The 18,835-nt window shown below is 35.5% G+C and carries 18 protein-coding genes and 1 other annotated feature; of the genes, 12 read left to right on the top strand and 6 right to left on the bottom strand.

The annotated features are described in order from the left end of the window. The 9 genes from AB3I00_RS11950 to AB3I00_RS11910 all read left to right on the top strand — a co-directional run. The coding region (locus AB3I00_RS11950) for an immunoglobulin-like domain-containing protein (RefSeq protein ID WP_277892728.1) at positions 1-222 on the top strand (222 nt) is incomplete at its 5' end. 16 nt (positions 223-238) lie between these two features. Continuing rightward, entirely contained in the window at positions 239-733 is a 495-nt protein-coding gene (locus AB3I00_RS11945; protein WP_047927350.1) for a DUF4352 domain-containing protein, read from the top strand. A gap of 147 nt (positions 734-880) precedes the next feature. Further along, the gene (gene wecB / locus AB3I00_RS11940) at positions 881-1,981 is read left to right on the top strand and encodes a non-hydrolyzing UDP-N-acetylglucosamine 2-epimerase (RefSeq protein WP_104764576.1); all 1,101 of its coding nucleotides are present in this window, start codon (positions 881-883) and stop codon (positions 1,979-1,981) included. Positions 1,982-2,035: 54 nt separating this feature from the next. Beyond that, complete coding sequence (locus AB3I00_RS11935; protein WP_368025283.1) at positions 2,036-2,992, top strand: LCP family protein; 957 nt, start codon at positions 2,036-2,038, stop codon at positions 2,990-2,992. A gap of 100 nt (positions 2,993-3,092) precedes the next feature. Further along, positions 3,093-3,302 carry a hypothetical protein gene (locus AB3I00_RS11930; protein WP_047927347.1) on the top strand — a complete coding sequence of 70 codons (210 nt, stop codon included), beginning with the start codon at positions 3,093-3,095 and terminating at the stop codon, positions 3,300-3,302. A gap of 416 nt (positions 3,303-3,718) precedes the next feature. Continuing rightward, positions 3,719-4,651: a glycosyltransferase family 2 protein gene (locus AB3I00_RS11925; protein WP_368025281.1), complete on the top strand. Its 933-nt coding sequence runs from the start codon at positions 3,719-3,721 to the stop codon at positions 4,649-4,651. After that, the gene (locus tag AB3I00_RS11920; RefSeq protein WP_368025280.1) at positions 4,648-5,727 is read left to right on the top strand and encodes a polysaccharide pyruvyl transferase family protein; all 1,080 of its coding nucleotides are present in this window, start codon (positions 4,648-4,650) and stop codon (positions 5,725-5,727) included. The genes AB3I00_RS11925 and AB3I00_RS11920 overlap by 4 nt, the downstream gene beginning before the upstream one ends. Before the next feature lie 23 nt (positions 5,728-5,750). After that, a complete protein-coding gene (locus AB3I00_RS11915; RefSeq protein WP_368025278.1) occupies positions 5,751-5,879 on the top strand; it encodes a hypothetical protein in 129 nt (42 codons plus the stop codon). Next, on the top strand, positions 5,876-7,279 hold the full coding sequence (locus AB3I00_RS11910) for a lipopolysaccharide biosynthesis protein (RefSeq protein ID WP_174132030.1): 1,404 nt from the start codon (positions 5,876-5,878) through the stop codon (positions 7,277-7,279). Before AB3I00_RS11915 ends, AB3I00_RS11910 begins: the two co-directional genes overlap by 4 nt. A gap of 228 nt (positions 7,280-7,507) precedes the next feature. On the opposite strand, the gene AB3I00_RS11905 is transcribed toward AB3I00_RS11910, so the two are convergent. Next, entirely contained in the window at positions 7,508-8,266 is a 759-nt protein-coding gene (locus AB3I00_RS11905; protein WP_368025277.1) for a serine protease, read from the bottom strand. 215 nt (positions 8,267-8,481) lie between these two features. Between AB3I00_RS11905 and AB3I00_RS11900 the strand changes: the two genes are divergently transcribed. Both AB3I00_RS11900 and AB3I00_RS11895 read left to right on the top strand, forming a co-directional pair. Further along, on the top strand, positions 8,482-10,422 hold the full coding sequence (locus AB3I00_RS11900) for a fructose-specific PTS transporter subunit EIIC (RefSeq protein WP_368025275.1): 1,941 nt from the start codon (positions 8,482-8,484) through the stop codon (positions 10,420-10,422). Between the two features lie 89 nt (positions 10,423-10,511). After that, a complete protein-coding gene (locus AB3I00_RS11895; RefSeq protein ID WP_368025286.1) occupies positions 10,512-12,434 on the top strand; it encodes a transcription antiterminator in 1,923 nt (640 codons plus the stop codon). 237 nt (positions 12,435-12,671) lie between these two features. Here the strand turns inward: AB3I00_RS11895 and AB3I00_RS11890 are convergent, their stop codons facing one another. The 4 genes from AB3I00_RS11890 to arsC all read right to left on the bottom strand — a co-directional run bounded on the left by AB3I00_RS11890 (position 12,672) and on the right by arsC (position 16,760). Next, entirely contained in the window at positions 12,672-13,505 is an 834-nt protein-coding gene (locus AB3I00_RS11890) for an energy-coupling factor transporter transmembrane protein EcfT (protein WP_368025274.1), read from the bottom strand. Then, positions 13,492-15,180 (bottom strand): ABC transporter ATP-binding protein, encoded by a 1,689-nt coding sequence (locus tag AB3I00_RS11885; protein ID WP_368025272.1) that lies wholly within the window; start codon positions 15,178-15,180, stop codon positions 13,492-13,494. Before AB3I00_RS11885 ends, AB3I00_RS11890 begins: the two co-directional genes overlap by 14 nt. A 16-nt stretch (positions 15,181-15,196) precedes the next feature. Continuing rightward, complete coding sequence (locus tag AB3I00_RS11880; RefSeq protein ID WP_002315249.1) at positions 15,197-15,748, bottom strand: ECF-type riboflavin transporter substrate-binding protein; 552 nt, start codon at positions 15,746-15,748, stop codon at positions 15,197-15,199. 201 nt (positions 15,749-15,949) lie between these two features. After that, positions 15,950-16,197: a binding site (T-box leader), on the bottom strand. A 140-nt stretch (positions 16,198-16,337) separates the two neighbouring features. Further along, positions 16,338-16,760 (bottom strand): arsenate reductase (thioredoxin), encoded by a 423-nt coding sequence (arsC, locus tag AB3I00_RS11875; protein WP_086286128.1) that lies wholly within the window; start codon positions 16,758-16,760, stop codon positions 16,338-16,340. Between the two features lie 392 nt (positions 16,761-17,152). On the opposite strand from arsC, the gene AB3I00_RS11870 reads away from it, so the two are divergent. After that, positions 17,153-18,175, top strand: coding sequence for an LLM class flavin-dependent oxidoreductase (locus tag AB3I00_RS11870; RefSeq protein ID WP_086286127.1), 1,023 nt, complete (start codon positions 17,153-17,155; stop codon positions 18,173-18,175). A 124-nt stretch (positions 18,176-18,299) separates the two neighbouring features. Here the strand turns inward: AB3I00_RS11870 and AB3I00_RS11865 are convergent, their stop codons facing one another. Beyond that, complete coding sequence (locus tag AB3I00_RS11865) at positions 18,300-18,734, bottom strand: MerR family transcriptional regulator (protein ID WP_368025271.1); 435 nt, start codon at positions 18,732-18,734, stop codon at positions 18,300-18,302. Between the last annotated feature and the right edge of the window lie 101 nt (positions 18,735-18,835).

Raw genomic sequence — 18,835 nt, 5'->3', positions numbered from 1 at the left:
CCGGGTAATATTTTTGTCACAGGAACTTACACGGGTGATGTTACAAGAGCTGAACTTAGAGTAAATGATACTTTTATTAATACAGGTGGTATCTTTATAGATGGTTCATTCGAATACTATGTTGGAGGATACATCCACAAAGGAGATCATGCAAAATTGACAGCATACGCTAAAAACGGTAAAAAATTAGACGAAAAAACAATTGAAATTAAAGTAAACTAACGAACGGAGATTGATGATGAAAAATATATTATTGAGCATTATTGCAATTGTTTCAGCCTGTGTCCTTCTAGCTGGGTGTAGCTTCGCGGGAAAGAAAGCAACAGATAAAAGTAAAGACACTACTACTGGTGAAGTGAGTGAAGTTACATTAAAGGACGAACTGAATACTCCATTTACAGCTGATGGAATAGAAATGAAAATCACAAATGTGGCTGCTAGTGAAGCGGCAAGTAAAGAAGGAAAGGATAAGCAGCTAGTTGTTTTCCAAATTGAAGCTAAAAATATAGGTACACAAGATAATGGAATAGGGGCAATTGACTTTCAATTGAAGACAGATAAAAAGGACAAAGTTTATGAAGTAACAGAAGAAATGGAAGCTTTTGGCGAAGCATTGAAGCCAGATGAAACTTCAAAAGATAAATTATACTATTTGATTGAGCCGGGAGAAAAAGCAACCGAGTTACAATATAAACCGTCAGATAAAGTTCTTAAAACATGGAAACTAAAATAATAGCATTTTTCATTGATCGTTCGTGAAATATAAAATCATTGAAAAAAACAAGGTTTCCTATTCCATTTTGAATCTTGTTTACTGAATGCCTTGAAGGAAATATTTTTTTCCTTCAAGGTTTCATTATAAAAAGGAGATAGTTGATATATGCCTAAAAAAGTATTGTCTATTTTTGGTACACGACCAGAGGCAATTAAAATGGCGCCCGTCATAAAAGCTTTGGAAAGTAACTCGTATTTTGAGTCAAAAATAGTTGTAACTGGACAGCACAGAGCAATGCTTGATCAAGTATTAGCTTATTTTAAAATCACACCGGATTATGATTTGGACATCATGAAGTCAAAGCAGACATTAAGCGATATAACTGTCAGTATAATGCAGAAACTTGATCCACTACTAAAAGCAGAAATGCCAGATATAGTTCTAGTCCATGGAGATACATCCACAACTTTGGCAGGAGCTTTATCTGCTTATTATCAAAAAATTACTCTTGGACATGTTGAATCTGGATTGCGCACAGGGTTGAAATTTTCTCCTTTCCCAGAAGAAATGAATCGACAATTAGTAGACGCATTGTCCGATTTTTGTTTTGCACCAACTCCAGAAAGTGCGATTAATTTAATGAAAGAAAATCATCCGAAAGAACAAATTTTTATTACCGGAAATACAGCAATCGATGCTATGAAGTATACGATTAGTGAAGATTATTTCCATCCTAACCTATCTAATGACAATGGAAAAAAGAAGATATTGGTAACCATGCATCGCAGAGAAAATTTAGGAAAGCCAATGTTAGAAGTGTTTCAAGCCATTTCTCTACTAGCACGAGAAAGAAAAGATATCGAAATCATCTTTCCTATGCATAAAAATCCTGCTGTGCGTCAATTGGCAGAAAAGGAGTTGGGAAGAATAGAAAACATCCAACTGATCGAACCATTAGATATATTTGATTTTCATAATTTTGCTAAACGTTGTTACTTGATTCTGACGGATTCTGGAGGCGTACAAGAAGAAGCTCCTTCATTAGGTGTTCCAGTATTAGTATTACGAGATACGACTGAACGACCTGAAGGAGTAAAAGCTGGTACATTAAAATTGATTGGAACAAAAAAAGAAAAAGTTTATCAGGAAATAACGATCTTATTAGACGATCCAACTGCTTATCAAAAAATGGCTAAGGCAATAAATCCGTATGGGGATGGAAATGCTAGTGATCGAATTATCAATATTCTGAAACAGAAGCTTTAATGTAAATTTGTTTAGCGACTCTATAAAAGCTAAACAAAATAATGAGGTGAATACATGAAAAAACACCAGAGAAAGAATCTTTCCCATACAAAGCAACATCAAAAAAATATTTTTCATGCGTTTTTGAGTATAGTACTGGTTTTATTGTTCATAATCATGGCTATTGGTGTGATGATAGTCCACGATATAAAAAGAACCAATGAGAAAATCTATGAGCCAATCCCAGAAACAGTAGCTTCAAGCCAAGTCAAATTAAATCAAAAAGAGCCCTTCAGTGTCTTGCTTTTAGGTATTGATACAGGGGCTTTAGGGCGTACAGATCAAGGACGTTCCGATACAATTATTGTGGCCACTGTCAATCCAATGAAGAAAAAGACTGTATTGGTAAGTTTACCTAGGGATAGTTACGTTGATATCGTTGGACATAATACACAAGATAAACTCAACCATGCTTATGCATTTGGCGGTATCCCAATGATTATTCACACAGTTGAAAATCTCTTAGATATTCCAATCGATTACTATCTAGCTATTAATATGAAGGGAATTGAATCTCTTGTCGATACAGTAGGTGGAGTCAAGGTAAACAATCCTTTTACATTTACATATGGAGGAGAAAAATTTCCAATTGGTATTCAGTATTTAGATGGGCAAGAAGCATTGAAATATACTCGAATGCGCTACGACGACCCACAAGGAGATTATGGCCGGCAAGATCGACAACGTCAAGTCGTCACAGCAATACTAAAAAAAGTCATTAGCATAAAAGGAATCGTTCATTATCAAAAAATCATGGACAGTTTAGATAACAATGTAAAAACAGATATTTCTACTGAAAATATTGAGACACTAATCAAGGGATATCGGAGTGCCTTTACTAAAATAGAATCAAAACAGGTAAAAGGAGAAGAATTTGTGCAGGACGGGATATCTTATCAGCGTATTTTACCAAATGAGTTAAAAAGCATACAAACTTTGATTAAGGAACAACTTAATAAAGGAACAACATAGTTTTATGAGATTTTTTTAAATAAGAGCATTTTTTGATACAAGGTTAGCTTAATTACCATCAGAGTATAGAAAAAATGATTCTGTAAAAGGAGAGATTACTATGTGTGTAAAAGACAAAGATATACTATCGATTGGGGATCAAGTTACAGCAGAAACGGTTGATGGCGAAATCCGAACGGGAGTAGTCGCCGCTTTTGAAGAACATGTGGTCATAATCGCCTGTGGTGTCTATAGATACGTTATCAAAAATCACACATTAGAAGAACAAGGTTATCAAGTACCTAGTTGTAAAAAAATGTACAAATTTTAAAATTAGCGAGCCATCATTTATTCAAAAAGTGTATGGATCTATTCAATAATCAGAAGAACTACGGAGATTGCTTGGTATTAGTAGAAAATCGTAGTAATTAGTGAAAAAAGTAAGCTTGAGGTTGTGACAGAAGTGGTCAGCTTCAAGAAATAAGAAGGAATTTACGAAAATTACTTCTCAAATTTTTGTGAAATTTCGGCTTATTTCCGAAGAAGCTACTTTTGGAACACCGTTTATTCGAAAAAAGGAACTGTGACAAGACTTTTGTCACAATCCCAAGGCTTTATTTAAACGTTAAAATAAACGTTAAAAACCATTGATGCTTAAATATTCAGTAATTTCACTTTGATATTTAAAAAGAATTTTTTGTAACAGTTATTCTATCAATACTCAGAATTAAAGGAGAAACCGATACATTGAGCAAAATTGAAACCTCTATAATAATTCCTTGTTATAACGTGGAAGACTATATCGCCTCCGTTGTTAATAATTTGCAAGAACAAACCTATCAGAATTTTGAAGTAATTTTTATAAACGACGGATCTACAGATCGTACAAAAGATCAAATTGAAACTAGGATAAATAATCTAACAAATTACTCCATATATACTACAAAAAATAGAGGAGCTGCTAATGCAAGAAATTTAGGCATAAAAAAAGCAGTAGGGGAATATATCTATTTTTTTGACGCGGATGATAAAATAGATCCTTTTTTATTAGAAAAAGTTCTGCGGCAAATAAAAACAGATGGAGCCGATATGCTTATATTTGGTTATTATGCTAAAAGTACAAAAGGAAAAATAGTGTATCAAGGAGGATATAAAAATAAAATTTTTCTAGAAGATAATGATACATTTTTTTCTTTTATTAATAATCATTTTTATGAAAATAATTTGCTTTCGCCTTGGAATAAACTATATCGAAGACAATTTTTAAAAGAAAAAGGATTATATTTTCCACCTGTTTCTTCTTCAGAAGATGCTTTATTTAATCTGGAGTTGTTCAATCATGTTCAGAAAGTCTCTATTAGTGACGAAATATTGTATGAATACACAGTAGGAAGAAAAGGATCTCTTCAAAACGATCAATCAAATAAAAAATTTAAGGAAGACTACGAAGTATGCGTAAAATTAAAGAAATTAGCTTCTAAAAAAAATCTAGATGAGAGTATCTATTATTCTTATCTGATCAATATTATATACAAATACTTTAATAAAGACCTTGTTTCATTAATAAATGAACGAACTGAACTAAGAGAAATAGTAGAAAAAAAAGTAATGGTTAATCTATCCCCAAAAACAAAGATTAAACTTTACATTTTAAAAATGAAATGGAAGTGCTACAAATGAAGAAAAAAAATGCCATCTTAACGTTTCATGAGGCACCGAATTATGGAGCCTTTTTACAAGCTTATGCTTTACAAAAGGCTGCTTCTCAGTTCGATCCAGATATTGAAATCATCGATTACAGAGCTGACTTTATTAAGAAAAATTATAGTCCGTACCGAATTAAAAATGGCTATCTAAAATCATTGCTTCGAATCCTCTTATATTCTTCTAATGAAAAAAAGCATAATCATTTATTTGAGCAATATCGATTGAAGTATTTAAATTTATCAAAAGAACAAGTATATACACAAGCCGAACTAAAAGATTTATGTACGCAATATAGCAATATTCTATGCGGAAGTGATCAAATATGGAATACTGCAATAACTGAGGGTGATCTTTCATATTTTTTACCGTTTCCTTTAGTAGATACAAAAAAAAATTCGTATGCAGCTAGTATGGGAAATCTAGAAATCGAAAAAAATAAATCAATAAAAGATTATTTGATGGATTTTGAAAACGTAGCAGTACGGGAGAAAGATACAGCTGAAAAATTAAATAGATTATACTCTATCCCTGCTAAAGCTTATGTTGATCCCACTTTATTATTATCAAAAGACCAATGGAATAACTTTGCAGAAGAAAAGATAAGTATCAGTGAACCTTATATTTTAATTTATACTGTAAAACAGCCAAAGAAACTGATTGAAGAAGCTTTAGAGTTAGGCAAACAAAAAGGATTAAAAGTAATACAAATTACTAATAGAAAACAGAATAAGGGGGTTATAAGTATGAAGTACCAATCACCTTGTCAATTTGTCTCACTTTTTCGAGAAGCCTCCTATGTCTTTACAAATTCGTTTCATGGTTCTGTGTTTAGTATAATTTATCAAAAAAAATTTGTTGTTGAATTAGAAGCGTTAGATGGAAGTGTGAACAATCGAACAGAATCATTGTTTAAAGATTTAGAGATTCCATTAGAATTTGTTAAAAACGTGGAAAACATTGATTGTCGCATTCATTGGGAAAATATTGAAAAGAAGTTAGTTGATCGCAAAGAACAGAGTCTTTCTTTTTTACGTGAGATATTAACATAATATGAAAAAAGAGGTTAAAAATATTGAAAAAGATTATTTCTAGAGAGAAAAAAATAATCATGTTTATTGCGGTGGAAAATATTCCTCAAGCTGTAAAGACATCTAAATCTCGTAGAGTTTCTATAGAAAGTGTGTTAACAAAAATCCAATGATATCTGATAAAAATAAACGATTAATAAATAATTCTATTATTTTCACTATAGGAAATTTAGGAAGTAAATTAATAACATTTATCATGTTACCATTTTATACGGCCAGGCTAAGTGAAAGTGGTTATGGTATAGCAGATTTAATTACAACGACTGTTTCTTTACTGATACCAATCGTTTCGTTGAGTATTTTTGATGCTGTATTAAGATTTAATATGGAAGAAAAGTATGATTCCAAAAAGGTTATTTCCAATGCCCTAGGGGTCACTTTTGTGAGTAGTATGGTATTACTAATATGTTTGCCCTTAATGTACCTCTTTCATATTAATTACGGATTTTACATTGTTTTAATTTTAATTGGTCAAATTATTCAAAGTTTATTTTCTCAATATGCTAAATCAATGAACCATACAGAAACATATGCCAAAAATGGTATTCTTCTTTCTTTTTTAACAGCCAGTTTGAATATCTTATTCATGTACGTTTTTAAGTTTGGCGTAGAGGGGTACTTACTTTCAACCGTGCTCGCTTTAGCATTTGCTAATTCTTGGTTATTTTTTTCATTAAATATTAAATCTGAGTTTTCCTTCTCTTTAATAGATAAAGCTTTTATAAGAGAGATGCTAGAGTATAGTATTCCTTTGATTCCTAATTCTGTAGCATTATGGATCAATAATGCTGCAAACCGTTATTTTATTTTATATTTTTTAGGACGAAAAGCGAATGGTATTTTTGCAATAGCAAATAAAATCCCTATGTTAATTGGCATTGTAAATACGATATTTTTTCAAGCTTGGCAGATTTCTGTTATTGAAGAGTATGAGAGTAAAGATAAAGACTCTTTCTATTCTTCGACCTTTTCGGTATATGCACAAATTTTATTTATTGGTGTTAGTGGAATTCTTCTATGCTTAAAACCGATGATGTCTTTATTAACTTCTAGCAACTTTTTATCTGCGTGGAGATACGTTCCTTTCTTATTATTCAGTGTCCTTTATTCTAGTTTTTCTGGTTTTTTTGGGCAATATTATATTGCTTCAAAGCAAACAAAAGGGATATTTAATACCACAGTTATTGGCGCCATTGTAAATCTCATACTAAACTTTTTACTAATTCCAGTATTATCTCTTACTGGTGCAAGTATCAGTTCCGCGATGAGCTTTTTAGTGGTTTGGATTATCCGAGTAAAAGATACCAAACGCTTTGTAAACATGCATATTGAATTAAAAAAAATACTTGTAAATCATTTCTTCTTGTTTTTACAAATTACGTTGTTGTTTTCAATCACTGGAAATCTAATAACAATTTTCATTACGCAACTGCCAATTTTCATTACGATGTTATTGTATAATAGTAAAAACAACAAGTTGTTCACCTTATTAGCGAGCAAATTAAAAAAATAAGTTATCGTATCCAAAAATTTTTTAAATCATTAAATCAATGTGAAAATCGGAGGTACGTATTTAAAAGAATGGAAGAAAACAAAGAACCATCATGAGAGATGTCTTTAGCCTAGTAGACTGTGAGTATCGAGAAAAAATTTTCTAAACAAAAGAAACTATCAGGCTCTTTTTTCCTTTAGAAGTTAAGAGCCTGATAGTTTTGTTGTTTCGATTATAAATAGCATATTTTTATGATAAATGATCTAAAACAAATTGATAATATTCATCATTTATTTTTGTACCAAAATTATTTTTACTACCGCCGGTTGTATGGACAGCGATAATCTCATTTTTTTCATTATAGACTGGGGAACCGGATTGTCCGCCCTTTGTGTCCATATCATAATAGACTCTAGTATTCGTTTGTCCTGTTACTTTTCCTTGTGCTGTCCACATCGTTCCCCATGTTTTATCACCAGGAAAGCCAGTAGTAGTTAAACTAACACCGTTTTCAATAGAATTAGATAGCTTAAGAGGCAATACTGGAACTACTTCACCGATGCTCTTACTGTTCAAACTATCTACAGTGATTACTGCTATGTCTGTATCAACACCAGCATGATCAATATAACTCTGAGGAATATGCACAGACTTGATTTTGAATTTACCGTACGGAAGTTTAGCTCCATTTCTTCCAGGAATGACATAAATACTGTCCTTATTCGTATTTTCAAGTATCTTCTTTACAACATGTGCAGCGGTCAATACGGTATTCTTTCCAATAACTGCGCCGCTACCCGCATTGCCGTCTGCTGCTACGAAAACCATACTATTGTAAGGAGCAGCTTTTGTATCCGTGGTTTGAATGCGTTCATCTGTTCCTATGATGGAACGAGGCCGAATATTTAAATTACTAGTACCTGTAAGAGCATCCGCAACTCCTCCGCCTATTAATCCACTGAATAACCCACCAACCAACATAATCAATAACAAACGATTCTTTTTCATAAATAACCTCCTTTATGTTTGATATGATCAGTTTATAACGTAGTGATTTTTTTTCACAAAAGAAATGCACTTTTATTTTTCCAAGCAAAAGAATCGTTTTCTTGTCAAAGTTTTTATTTATTCCAAGAATTTCAGTTATTACGGAATCATTTTGTGCTTAATAAAAAGAAACCGTTTTTATATACTGTAAGTGTAGAAAGAAAGGCGGTAGGAAAATGAAAAAAATTATTGCAATTACATCCTGTCCAGTTGGCATTGCCCATACATACATGGCAGCAGAAAACTTAGAGAAAGCGGGGAAAGCAGTTGGTGCCGAGGTAAAAGTCGAAACACATGGTTCTATCGGTATCGAAAATGAATTGACTGCAAAAGATATCGAAGAAGCAGCTGGTGTAATCATCGCAGCGGACACTAAAATAGATAAATCACGATTTGGCGGCAAACCATTGATAACCGTAGGCGTGCAAGAAGGAATTCATCATGCAGATGAATTGGTAGGAGAGATTTTAGCAGGAAAAGCGCCAATCTATAAAAGTACAGAGACCACTATTTCTGCCGAAAATAAAAGTGAATCAGAAAATTTAGGTAAGAAAATCTATAAGAGTTTGATGAATGGTGTTTCATATATGGTGCCATTCGTAGTTACAGGAGGATTATTGATCGCGATTTCATTAACATTGGGTGGAACAGCGACACCTGAAGGAATCAAGATACCAGAAGGAACGATTTGGGCAACGATGAATAGTATCGGAAGTATTGCTATGGGGTTGATGGTTCCAATCTTGTCTGCATTTATTGCGCAAAGCATTGCAGATCGTCCAGGACTTGTTCCTGGATTTGTTGGTGGGATGTTAGCAGCAAATGGCGCATTATATGGTAGTGATGCGAATGCGGGGTTCTTAGGCGGAATCATCACTGGATTTTTAGCAGGTTTCATTGCTTTAGGAATCAAGAAAGTACGAGTACCGAAAGCTTTACAATCGATTATGCCAATCATTGTTATCCCAATTTTAGGATCATTGGCAGTTGGTTTTGTGTTTATCTACGTTATTGGAGAACCAGTAGCTCTTTTATTTAGTTCGTTGACTCACTTTTTAGCAGGGATGCAAGGAGGAAGTGAAATTGTTTTAGCTATGATCTTAGGAGCAATGATTGCTTTTGATATGGGTGGACCGTTCAATAAAGTAGCCTTTCTGTTCGGATCTGGCTTGATTGCAGAAGGAAATTATTCCATCATGGGTCCAATTGCTGTAGCTATCTGTATTCCTCCGTTAGCATTAGGGTTGGCATCACTGATTTTGAAAACCAAATTCACAAAAACAGAACGAGAAGCTGGTAAGGCATCCTTAGCAATGGGGCTGTTCGGGATCACAGAAGGTGCGATTCCGTTTGCTTCAACAGATCCATTACGAGTGATTCCAAGCATTGTAGTCGGAGCGATGACAGGAAGTGTCATCGCAATGCTTTCAGGAGTGACAGATCATGTCGCTCATGGCGGTCCAATCGTAGCAGTTTTAGGAGCAGTCGATCATGTAGCTATGTTTTTTGTAGCAGTGGTTGCAGGTATTGCTGTCACCGTGTTAATGTTAAGAATTTTGAAACCAACATTACAACATACTGCAGTTGCTGCAGCAAATGGGGTAGCGGTAGCGGATTTATCAGAATCTGAAACAAGCGGTGTTTATACAAAACCTGAAACTTTTGATTCTATTACGGATATTATGTCAGATGAAGCCATCGTTCTAGGAGAAACAGCAACAACAAAAGACGGAGTAATCGAAGATTTAGTCCAACGTTTAGAAAAAACAGCGGCGATCACAGATAAAAACGGGTTTAAAGAAGTCATCTATGATAGAGAAAAGGAAAGTACGACGGGAATCGGCATGGGCATCGCTATTCCACACGGAAAATCAGCTTATGTTCGTAAACCAACAGTGGCTTTTGCCAGAAGTCAAGATGGAGTAGAGTGGCATTCTTTAGATGGAAAACTTGCACATATGATCTTTATGATTGCTGTACCTGAAAACAGCCAAGGAGATATGCACTTGAAAATACTGCAACGTCTTTCACGTAAACTGATGGATGATGATTTCCGTCAAGCATTGATGGATGCGCCAGATAAAGCAGCGGTTCACCAATTATTAAGTGAAATGTAATAACATAAGATGAAAAATCGACCGTGATGAGACATAATAGATGTGTTATCATGATCGATTTTTTATTTGGAAGGGAGTTTCTGCTTATTATGAATCAGCGTCAGCAATCTTTGATTTACCAATTAATTGAAACGAATAATTATATCACAATAAAAAAGCTAGCAGAGCATTACCATGTGTCGGAAAGAACGGTTCATAGCGATTTGAATGTCATTGAAACTTGGTTCAGAGACAAACAGCTGCCTTTGATGATTGAAAGAAAAAAGGGTACAGGGATCTTGTTGAATGGTCTGCCTCACGAAAAGGAACAATTGAAACGAGCGCTTAATGAAGAGGCACAAACAGAAATGGATAAAAACCAGCTTCGTCAATTATTGATTTTCCATCTGCTAGTAGCAAAAGACGGATTTAGTCTTGAAGAGCTTTCAGAAAAACTATATGTTGGAAAACGTACGATTCGTAAAGAATTGACAGAGCTGAAAAGCTTTTTTGAGTACCATCATTTACAGCTAGTATCCAAAACAAAACTTGGCACTTTTCTTAAAGGCGATGAACAAGAAAAAAGACAGCTGCTTGTTAAGACGCTACGCAATATGCAGAAAGAAGATCCGCAAAGTCCTTCGTTGAAAGAGTTTTTTGCCAAAGATACATTAAAAGTCATCCAACATACATTAAAAGAAGTTTTCTATGAAAATCATCTAGAACAGCCAGGAGGACTGGCTAGTGTGGAGATTCATATCTATTTTATGCTTGAGCGAATGAAACAGTACCAGAAAGTGAAATTAAGTAAAGACGAAAATGAAGTCGTTGAGCATACCCAAGCACAGCAGTTAAGTAGTCAGATCTTAGCAAAATTAGCTACTATTTACCCAATTGAATTTTCTCCTGATGAAATCAATTATCTGGCTTTGCGTATCGCCAATCTTTTTACAAACTCACAAGCAGCCACACGATTTCAAAAGGAATCTAGTACACTTGCTGATCATTTGATTGTACAAGTGGAGCAGTTTTTAGGTTATTCATTGAAAGAAGATCAGTTACTGAAACAAAACTTAAGGTCTCATTTATCTTCGACCTATTTTCGACTCCATTATGGCTTGCAGATTTCTAATCCATTGACGAAAAGTGTGTTTAGTACGTACACACAACTTTTTTTAGTTTTACAGTTGATTCTAGAAGATTATTTTGAGAAAGAAAATTTTTATGTTCCGCAAGATGAGACAGCTTATTTAACGATCCATTTCCAAGCGGCGATCGAGCGACACAAACATCAGAAAAGTAAAAGATACCAAACCGTTTTAGTTAGTGAATATTCAAAAGCTATGGCTACTTTTCTTGAAGCACGGCTGAACAGAGAACTTCCGGAATTAACGATTATAGATTTAATTGAATATAAGCCAGAACTAGAGAGGGAAGATTTTCCACCTGTTGATTTTATTTTGACTACATTACCGTTTAAATATGAAAATATTCCAGTAATCGAGATTTCACCAATGATCACAGAAACTGATCTGGCCTATTTGACAAAATATATGCTGGAACATGTACCTATCAAGAAGAAAAAAACGTTTGATCTAGCAAGCTTTACTCATCCATTTTTGATCTTTCCTCAGCTTGAATGGACTGACCCAGTAGATATTTTAAATTTTATGGGGAATGTCTTAGTAGAACATCATTATGTGGAGCCGGAATTCGTCGATTCTGTCTTGGAACGAGACCGTCACGCCAGTACTAGAGTGGCACCATTTGTAACGATTCCTCACGGTAATCCGCTGTATGTAAAACATTCGATGATTTCTATTGCTACAATGAAAGAACCAGTCCTATGGCATGGGGAAAAGATACGTATCGTACTGCTGTTAGCAATAAAGAGAAAGGATTTGAAACATGCAGAGTTCAAAAAAATTTTTTCTGTTATTCACTATTTAGAAAAGCAGCCAGAACAAATGGCACAGTTGATGCAATCCAATCATCCACTAGAGATTTTAACCTTGTTGTCTAGTTATGAATAAGTAGATATTAAAAAACTGCCTTTATATCTATAATAATTCTATCTATTTATTTGAAGTTGAAAAACTAAATACAAAGGGACTGTAACAAAAGTCTTGTTACAGTTCCTTCTTCCGAATAACGGTGTTCAAAAGCTTGCACCTGCGGTAATAAGTCCAGCCAATTCAAAAACCTGAAACGCTGTTTTTGTTTGGCTGGACTTATTACTTGATGCAGAACAGCTTCTCCACAACCTCTATTTAATGAAATGGATTATAGAATCGTCCGTCATTTAGGATCACTAATAAAATCCCTATTGAACAAAAGAGGACAACGAGAAATAGTGCAAGATAATCATTCCGTTGCAATGGTTTTGCCGACAGCCATGTCCGTCCTTTTTTCTTTCCAAAACGCCGAAGTTCCATGGCAGAAGAAATCGTCTCAATACGTTCTAAACTAGAAAAAATCAATGGGATCGCAATCGTCAAATTTCCTCGTACCCGTTTCATGAGAGAGGCTTTACCAGAGAGTTCATTTCCTCGTGCTTGCTGGGCTTTGGAAATCGTTCGAAAATCCTCTTGGATATCTGGAATGTAGCGTAGCGCTAAAGAAAAGGAATAAGCAATTTTATAAGAGCCACCGATTCGATGGATACTAGAAGCTAATTCACTTGGATTCGTCGTTAAAATAAAAATCAAACCTGGAGGAATGGTAACGAAATATTTAATCAGTAAATTGAATTCATAAAAAACCTGTTCTTGAGTGAGCGTATATCTACCGATTCCATCAAAGATGACATGGCGAGTACCATAGATAGCTACTCCGTATTCTGGGGCAAATAAATAAACAGTCAATAAATTCAAAATGGAGAAAAAAGCAATGAACTTCAATACAAAAGAGATCTCAGAATAACTAATTCTGGCTATCCGAAAAATGAGAACCGAAAACACAGCAAGGCAAAGCAAAAATCGTGTGTCATAAGAGACCATCCCAATAATCGAAAGTAATAGAAAACAAAAAAGTTTGGTAAAACCGCTGAGTTGATGGATGATTGTTTTTTTCGGTACATAACCGATGAGATTATTCTCTGTCATAAGGGTCCCCCTTATGCTGAATAAAAGCCGAAACGAATCCGCTAGCATCTGTCAGCTGATTACTTTTTGCCAAATGATACAAACTAGTTTTCCGCAAGCTTGCCGAGGTAACTAAATCGGTTGAAGATAGTACCTTCGAAGGTATTTCATCTGCAATAATTTGTCCTTCTTTCAAAACAATCGTCCGTTCTGTATATTCCAGCATCAAGTGCATATCATGAGTGATCATCAAAATCGTGAGGCCTTGCTGATTCAATTTTTTCAAAAATTTCATCATTTTAGTGTAGTGATAGTAATCTTGTCCAGCTGTCGGTTCATCAAGAATCAGCAATTCTGGTTCGAGTACCAATATAGATGCAACTGCTACCCGTCGTTTTTGTCCATAGCTCAGCGCTGAAATCGGCCAGTTACGAAATTCATACAATCCGCATACTTTCAAAGTTTCCAAGACTTTTTCTTGGATGTTTATCGGATCTTCACCGCGATTTTCTAAAGCCAAAGCAACTTCTTCAAAAACTATGTTTTTAGAAAGCATTTGGTTACTGTTTTGCAGTACATAGCCAATTTTGTCTGCGCGCTCTTTGATGCTTTCAGATATGATTGATTGGTCTTTCCACAATAGTTCTCCTTGTTGGAAAGGTTGGAAACCGGTGATGAGATTGGACAATGTGGATTTTCCTGCTCCATTATGTCCGACTAAACTAACCATCTCTCCTTGATGAAGAGTTAAATCGATTCCTTTGATGATTGGTTCCTTACCGAAGTGGAAGGATGCATCTTTCAATGTCAATAGCGGCGTTTTCTTTTTAGAAGGAGAACAAAAAGTCCCTTGTTGTTTTGCTAAAGCATCAGCAATCTCTGGGGAAACCAGCTGATCGACTTGTGTTAAATCTGGGAATTCTGTCAATGAGAGTCCAGAACGTTTTAATGCTGTGATGTATAAGGGTTCACGAATTCCGCACTTCGACAATAAATCACTTTTCAGCAATTCAGTAGGAGCTATATCCGCAATGATCTTTCCCTCATCAATCAAGATGACGCGATCGACTGGTGCAGCTAACACTTCCTCCAAACGATGTTCAATAATGATCGTCGTAAATTGTTGCGATTGATAGAGACGGTCAATCATCTGGATTGCTTCATAGCCTGTCTGTGGATCAAGATTAGCTAATGGTTCATCAAACAAGAGAATAGGTGTTTCATCGATCAAAACACCAGCCATTGCTACCCGCTGCTTTTGTCCGCCAGATAGATCTTGCGGACGTTTGTCTAATTGGGCCAGTAAATTCGTCTTTTTTGCCCAGAAATTGACTGCTTCTTGCATTTCTTTTTGTTCGATCATCTCATTTTCAAGAGAAAAAGCGATATCTTCAGCTACTGTTAATCCGACAAATTGGCTGTCAGTATCTTGTAAAACGGTGCCTACTTCTAATGAAAGATCATAGATAGAAGATTCACTGAAATTTTTACCATTGATCGTTAATTGACCAGTAAAACTTCCTTTTTCATTTTGTGGGATGATGCCATTCAAACATTTTCCCAAAGTTGATTTTCCTGAGCCGCTAGCTCCTATGATCAAAATTTTTTCCCCAGGATGGATAATCAAATCGATATTTTTTAATGTTGCTTCAGCTTGGCTGTCATATTGAAATGTAAAATTACGAAACTCAATCATTTTAGTTCCTCACGTTCTAAGCTTCTTTGTTCAAACTTCCTTTTTTGACTTTTGTCTGTGCATAAGCTTTCAATAAAATAATGCCGATAATCCCTGTCACAATAGCATTTGTGATTCCAGCAACGATTCCTTGCGTGAAGACTTTACTTGGGGCCTCTGCATAAATCAAAATATCTCCCACAGGCGCAATAATCACCCATGTCACTAAATTGGCAATCGTTTCACCCACGAGGAAGAGCGTGATTTCTTTTTTACCAAATATGCCTTCTTCAATTGGGATACGTTTGGTCAGTAAACCAAAAAACACACCTAAAATCCCAGATGCAATGATCCATGACCACCAAGCACCATAAGTAGTTAAATCACCCAGTGCATGGCCAATAAAACCAGCTAATCCTGCAACGACTGGCCCGTAAACTACGCCTAGCAGCGCTAGAAAAGGGTAAGCGGTCGCGATATCCGTATTTGGAACACCTGTTGGAATGGTGACGAAACGTTTTAAGATAAAGAAGACAGCTGCTCCGATACCGATAGCTACAATATGCTTTACTGTAAATTTTTTATTCATTCTATTTTCCCCCAATTGTTTATTTATGAATACGCATTTCCAATTTTTGACCACATCATGTCAAAATTTTGTTGGATGATTCGAAATTTTCCGAAAATTCACTTCCTTTCGATAGTATCCAAGGTCAAGTAGTGGATGGACTTTATTAGTATCGATAGTCGATTCAAAAGTGGGTACAAAAAAATGCCCTAGCAAAAAATTGCTAAGGGCATAGATATGCGTTACCACCTTTGGTTATAAAATCCTCACAGACTTTACCTCGATCAGTACCCAAAAAAATCATCTTTTGGAAACTGTGCCTTGTTAACGGTAGACATCCGTATTTCCTTAAATATTCGGGAAATCCGCTCAAAAGCCATTTTCAAGTAACAGATACGCATTCCTTTTCACCAAGCAGGAACTCTCTTTGGCGTCTAACATTACTTTACTTTCTTTGTCATCGCGTTTCATTGATTGCTAATAAAATAGCAGAGAAGTATCCATTTGTCAACGGGAGGAACGATTGATCTAGCAAAAAGAAGAGAAGAAGTTTTTGCTAGAGAACAATTCTATTTATCAGTTAATTGTAAAAACATTTTTGAGAATTCCTTTATAAACTTGGAGCATATTGATTTAAGTCAGAAACCTTTGTTTTGATTACTTCTCTGACTTTTCTGAATTCCGCTAATATTTCTTCTTCGCTCCCGACAGCTTGTGCAGGATCTTTTAGGTCCCAGTGAAGGTGTTCGTGATTGTTTGGAACGGCAGGGCACTTGTCTTTGGCATCACCACAAAGTGTAATAATCAAGTCTGCCTGAGCAAAGTAATCTCTATCAATCAAATCAGACGTTTGTTTGGAAATATCGATGCCGTCTTCTGCCATGATTTTTACAGCTCTTGGATTCAAACCATGTGTCTCGATCCCCGCACTTCTGATCTCAAACTTTGAAGGAGACAGATATTTACGCGCGTAGCCTTCTGCTATTTGACTGCGGCAAGAATTGCCCGTACATAAAAAATAGATTTTTTTCATTTGATTTCCTCCGTTATGGATTAGTAAATGTAACTGTTTATCTAAAGAAAACTCTATATAATGGAGCGAAAAAAACAATGGGTTTCTTAGTTTATATGTTTCTTGTTGTTCAGCGTATAAATTGATGTGTACAAAGAACTCATCCTGTCTTTTTTACCATAAATACACGTTAGAAACAATCATTTTGAGTCAAAAAACAACGATGGGAAAGACTATTAAAAGAGATTAAGACATGGCAGATGATGAAGGAAGTAGGGGTATAGTCAGCCGATAGATTTCTTGAATATGACGCGAGAACAATTATTCGTCTTTTAAGAAAAAAAGTAGTAGAATCAGTTCATATTAAAAATAAAAAACCTTCCATTTTTGTAGGGTTGGAGGAGGTCATTACCTTGAAAAAAATCGGCTTTTTAAGCTTTGGACATTGGATGGAGCAAGGATCGCTCGTGAAAACAGCTCAAGATGCTTATTTGCAATCCATCGATTTAGCAGTGGAAGCAGAAAAAATTGGAGTAGACGGAGCGTTTTTCCGCGTACATCATTTTGCCCCTCAGATTGGGTCGCCGTTTCCTTTGCTAGCGGCAATCGGCGCAAAGACGAGTAAGATCGAAATCGGCACAGGACTTATCGATATGCGCTATGAAAATCCTTATTATATGGCAGAAAATGCCGGATTGACAGATATCATCACGCAAGGAAGAGTGCAACTAGGAGTGGGGCGTGGTTCACCTGAACAAGTCCTAGATGGCTGGAAATACTTTGGGTATGATTACAGTGAAGAAGAAATCAAAGAGGTAACACGGGAACGCACCCTTGAATTCTTGGAATTACTTGAAGGAAAACCATTTGCAGAACCAAATCCTCAACCAATGTTCCCACAAGGATCAGGAAAATTACGGATCGAGCCTTATTCAGAAGGATTACGACAAAGAATCTGGTGGGGAGCTGGTTCGCAGCAAACGGCAATCTGGGCAGCACAACATGGAATGAATCTGCAATCATCTACATTAGTCAATTACGAATCCCATGAGCCGTTCCATATCCAACAAGCAAACCAATTACGTACGTATAAAGAAGCGTGGAAGCAAGCAGGTCATGATTTTGAACCAAGAACATTGGTCACTCGCTCGATCCAGCCAATCACCACTGATTTGGATCGACGCTTATTTGGACAAGACGGTAGTCCGCAACAAGATGCTGTCGGCTATCTTGCTTATCACCGGAACCCGACGATTTTTGGAAAAACTTTTGCTGGTGAACCTGATCAATTAATCAAGGAGCTAGCTGAAGATGAAGCAATCAAAGAAGCAGACACAGTACTTGTCACGATTCCTAATACTTTGGGGGTAGAATATAACATGCACTTGCTTGAAACAATCGTAAAAGATATCGCTCCAGAATTAGGATGGCGGTAAAAAGGATATTTCTGTAAGTGCAGGATACTTGAGTGAAAAAATAAACGCTTCTAACAATCAGTTAGAGGTGTTTATTCATGTTTTCATGAAGTTCATAGAGAAGAAAAGTGAGTTATCCGTTTGTTCAGTGAGATTGTTCATAAGCTTCTTTTACATGTTGGGGTAAATCATCAGGAATCAGTGTCAATACGGCTTCTTCATTGCCGGCTTTTATTGCTTCTTCATAGTACCAGCTTTTGTAATTTAGCATAGCGAGTACTCTTTCTAATTTCGTTATTTCTTCTTCTACAACTTCTTTTTGCTTTTCAAATAGTTCTTTACGAACCGCAAATGTCTTACTGCCTTCTTTGCTCCATTCCATGAATTGCTTGATGTCTTTTATTTCTAAACCAGATTTTTTCAAACAATCAATGACTCTCAAAGCCTCTAATTCACTCTCTGAAAATTTTCTAATACCGGAAACACGCTGGATATCAGGAAATAATCCCTCTTTGTCGTAATAACGTAAAGTAGAAACAGGCAATCCAAACATTTCAGACACTTGTCCAATGGAATACATAAAAAAATCCTCCTAAATTAAAATTTTATCCTTGACCTAAAGTCAGGTTTAAGTTTTATCATGATAATACATTCAAAAACAAATGTCAATTTTGATCAAAG

Origin of the sequence: Enterococcus sp. C76 (assembly GCF_040886985.1) — a bacterium.
Lineage (GTDB): Bacteria > Bacillota > Bacilli > Lactobacillales > Enterococcaceae > Enterococcus_B > Enterococcus_B lactis.
This window is presented reverse-complemented; position numbering and strand designations above follow the sequence as displayed.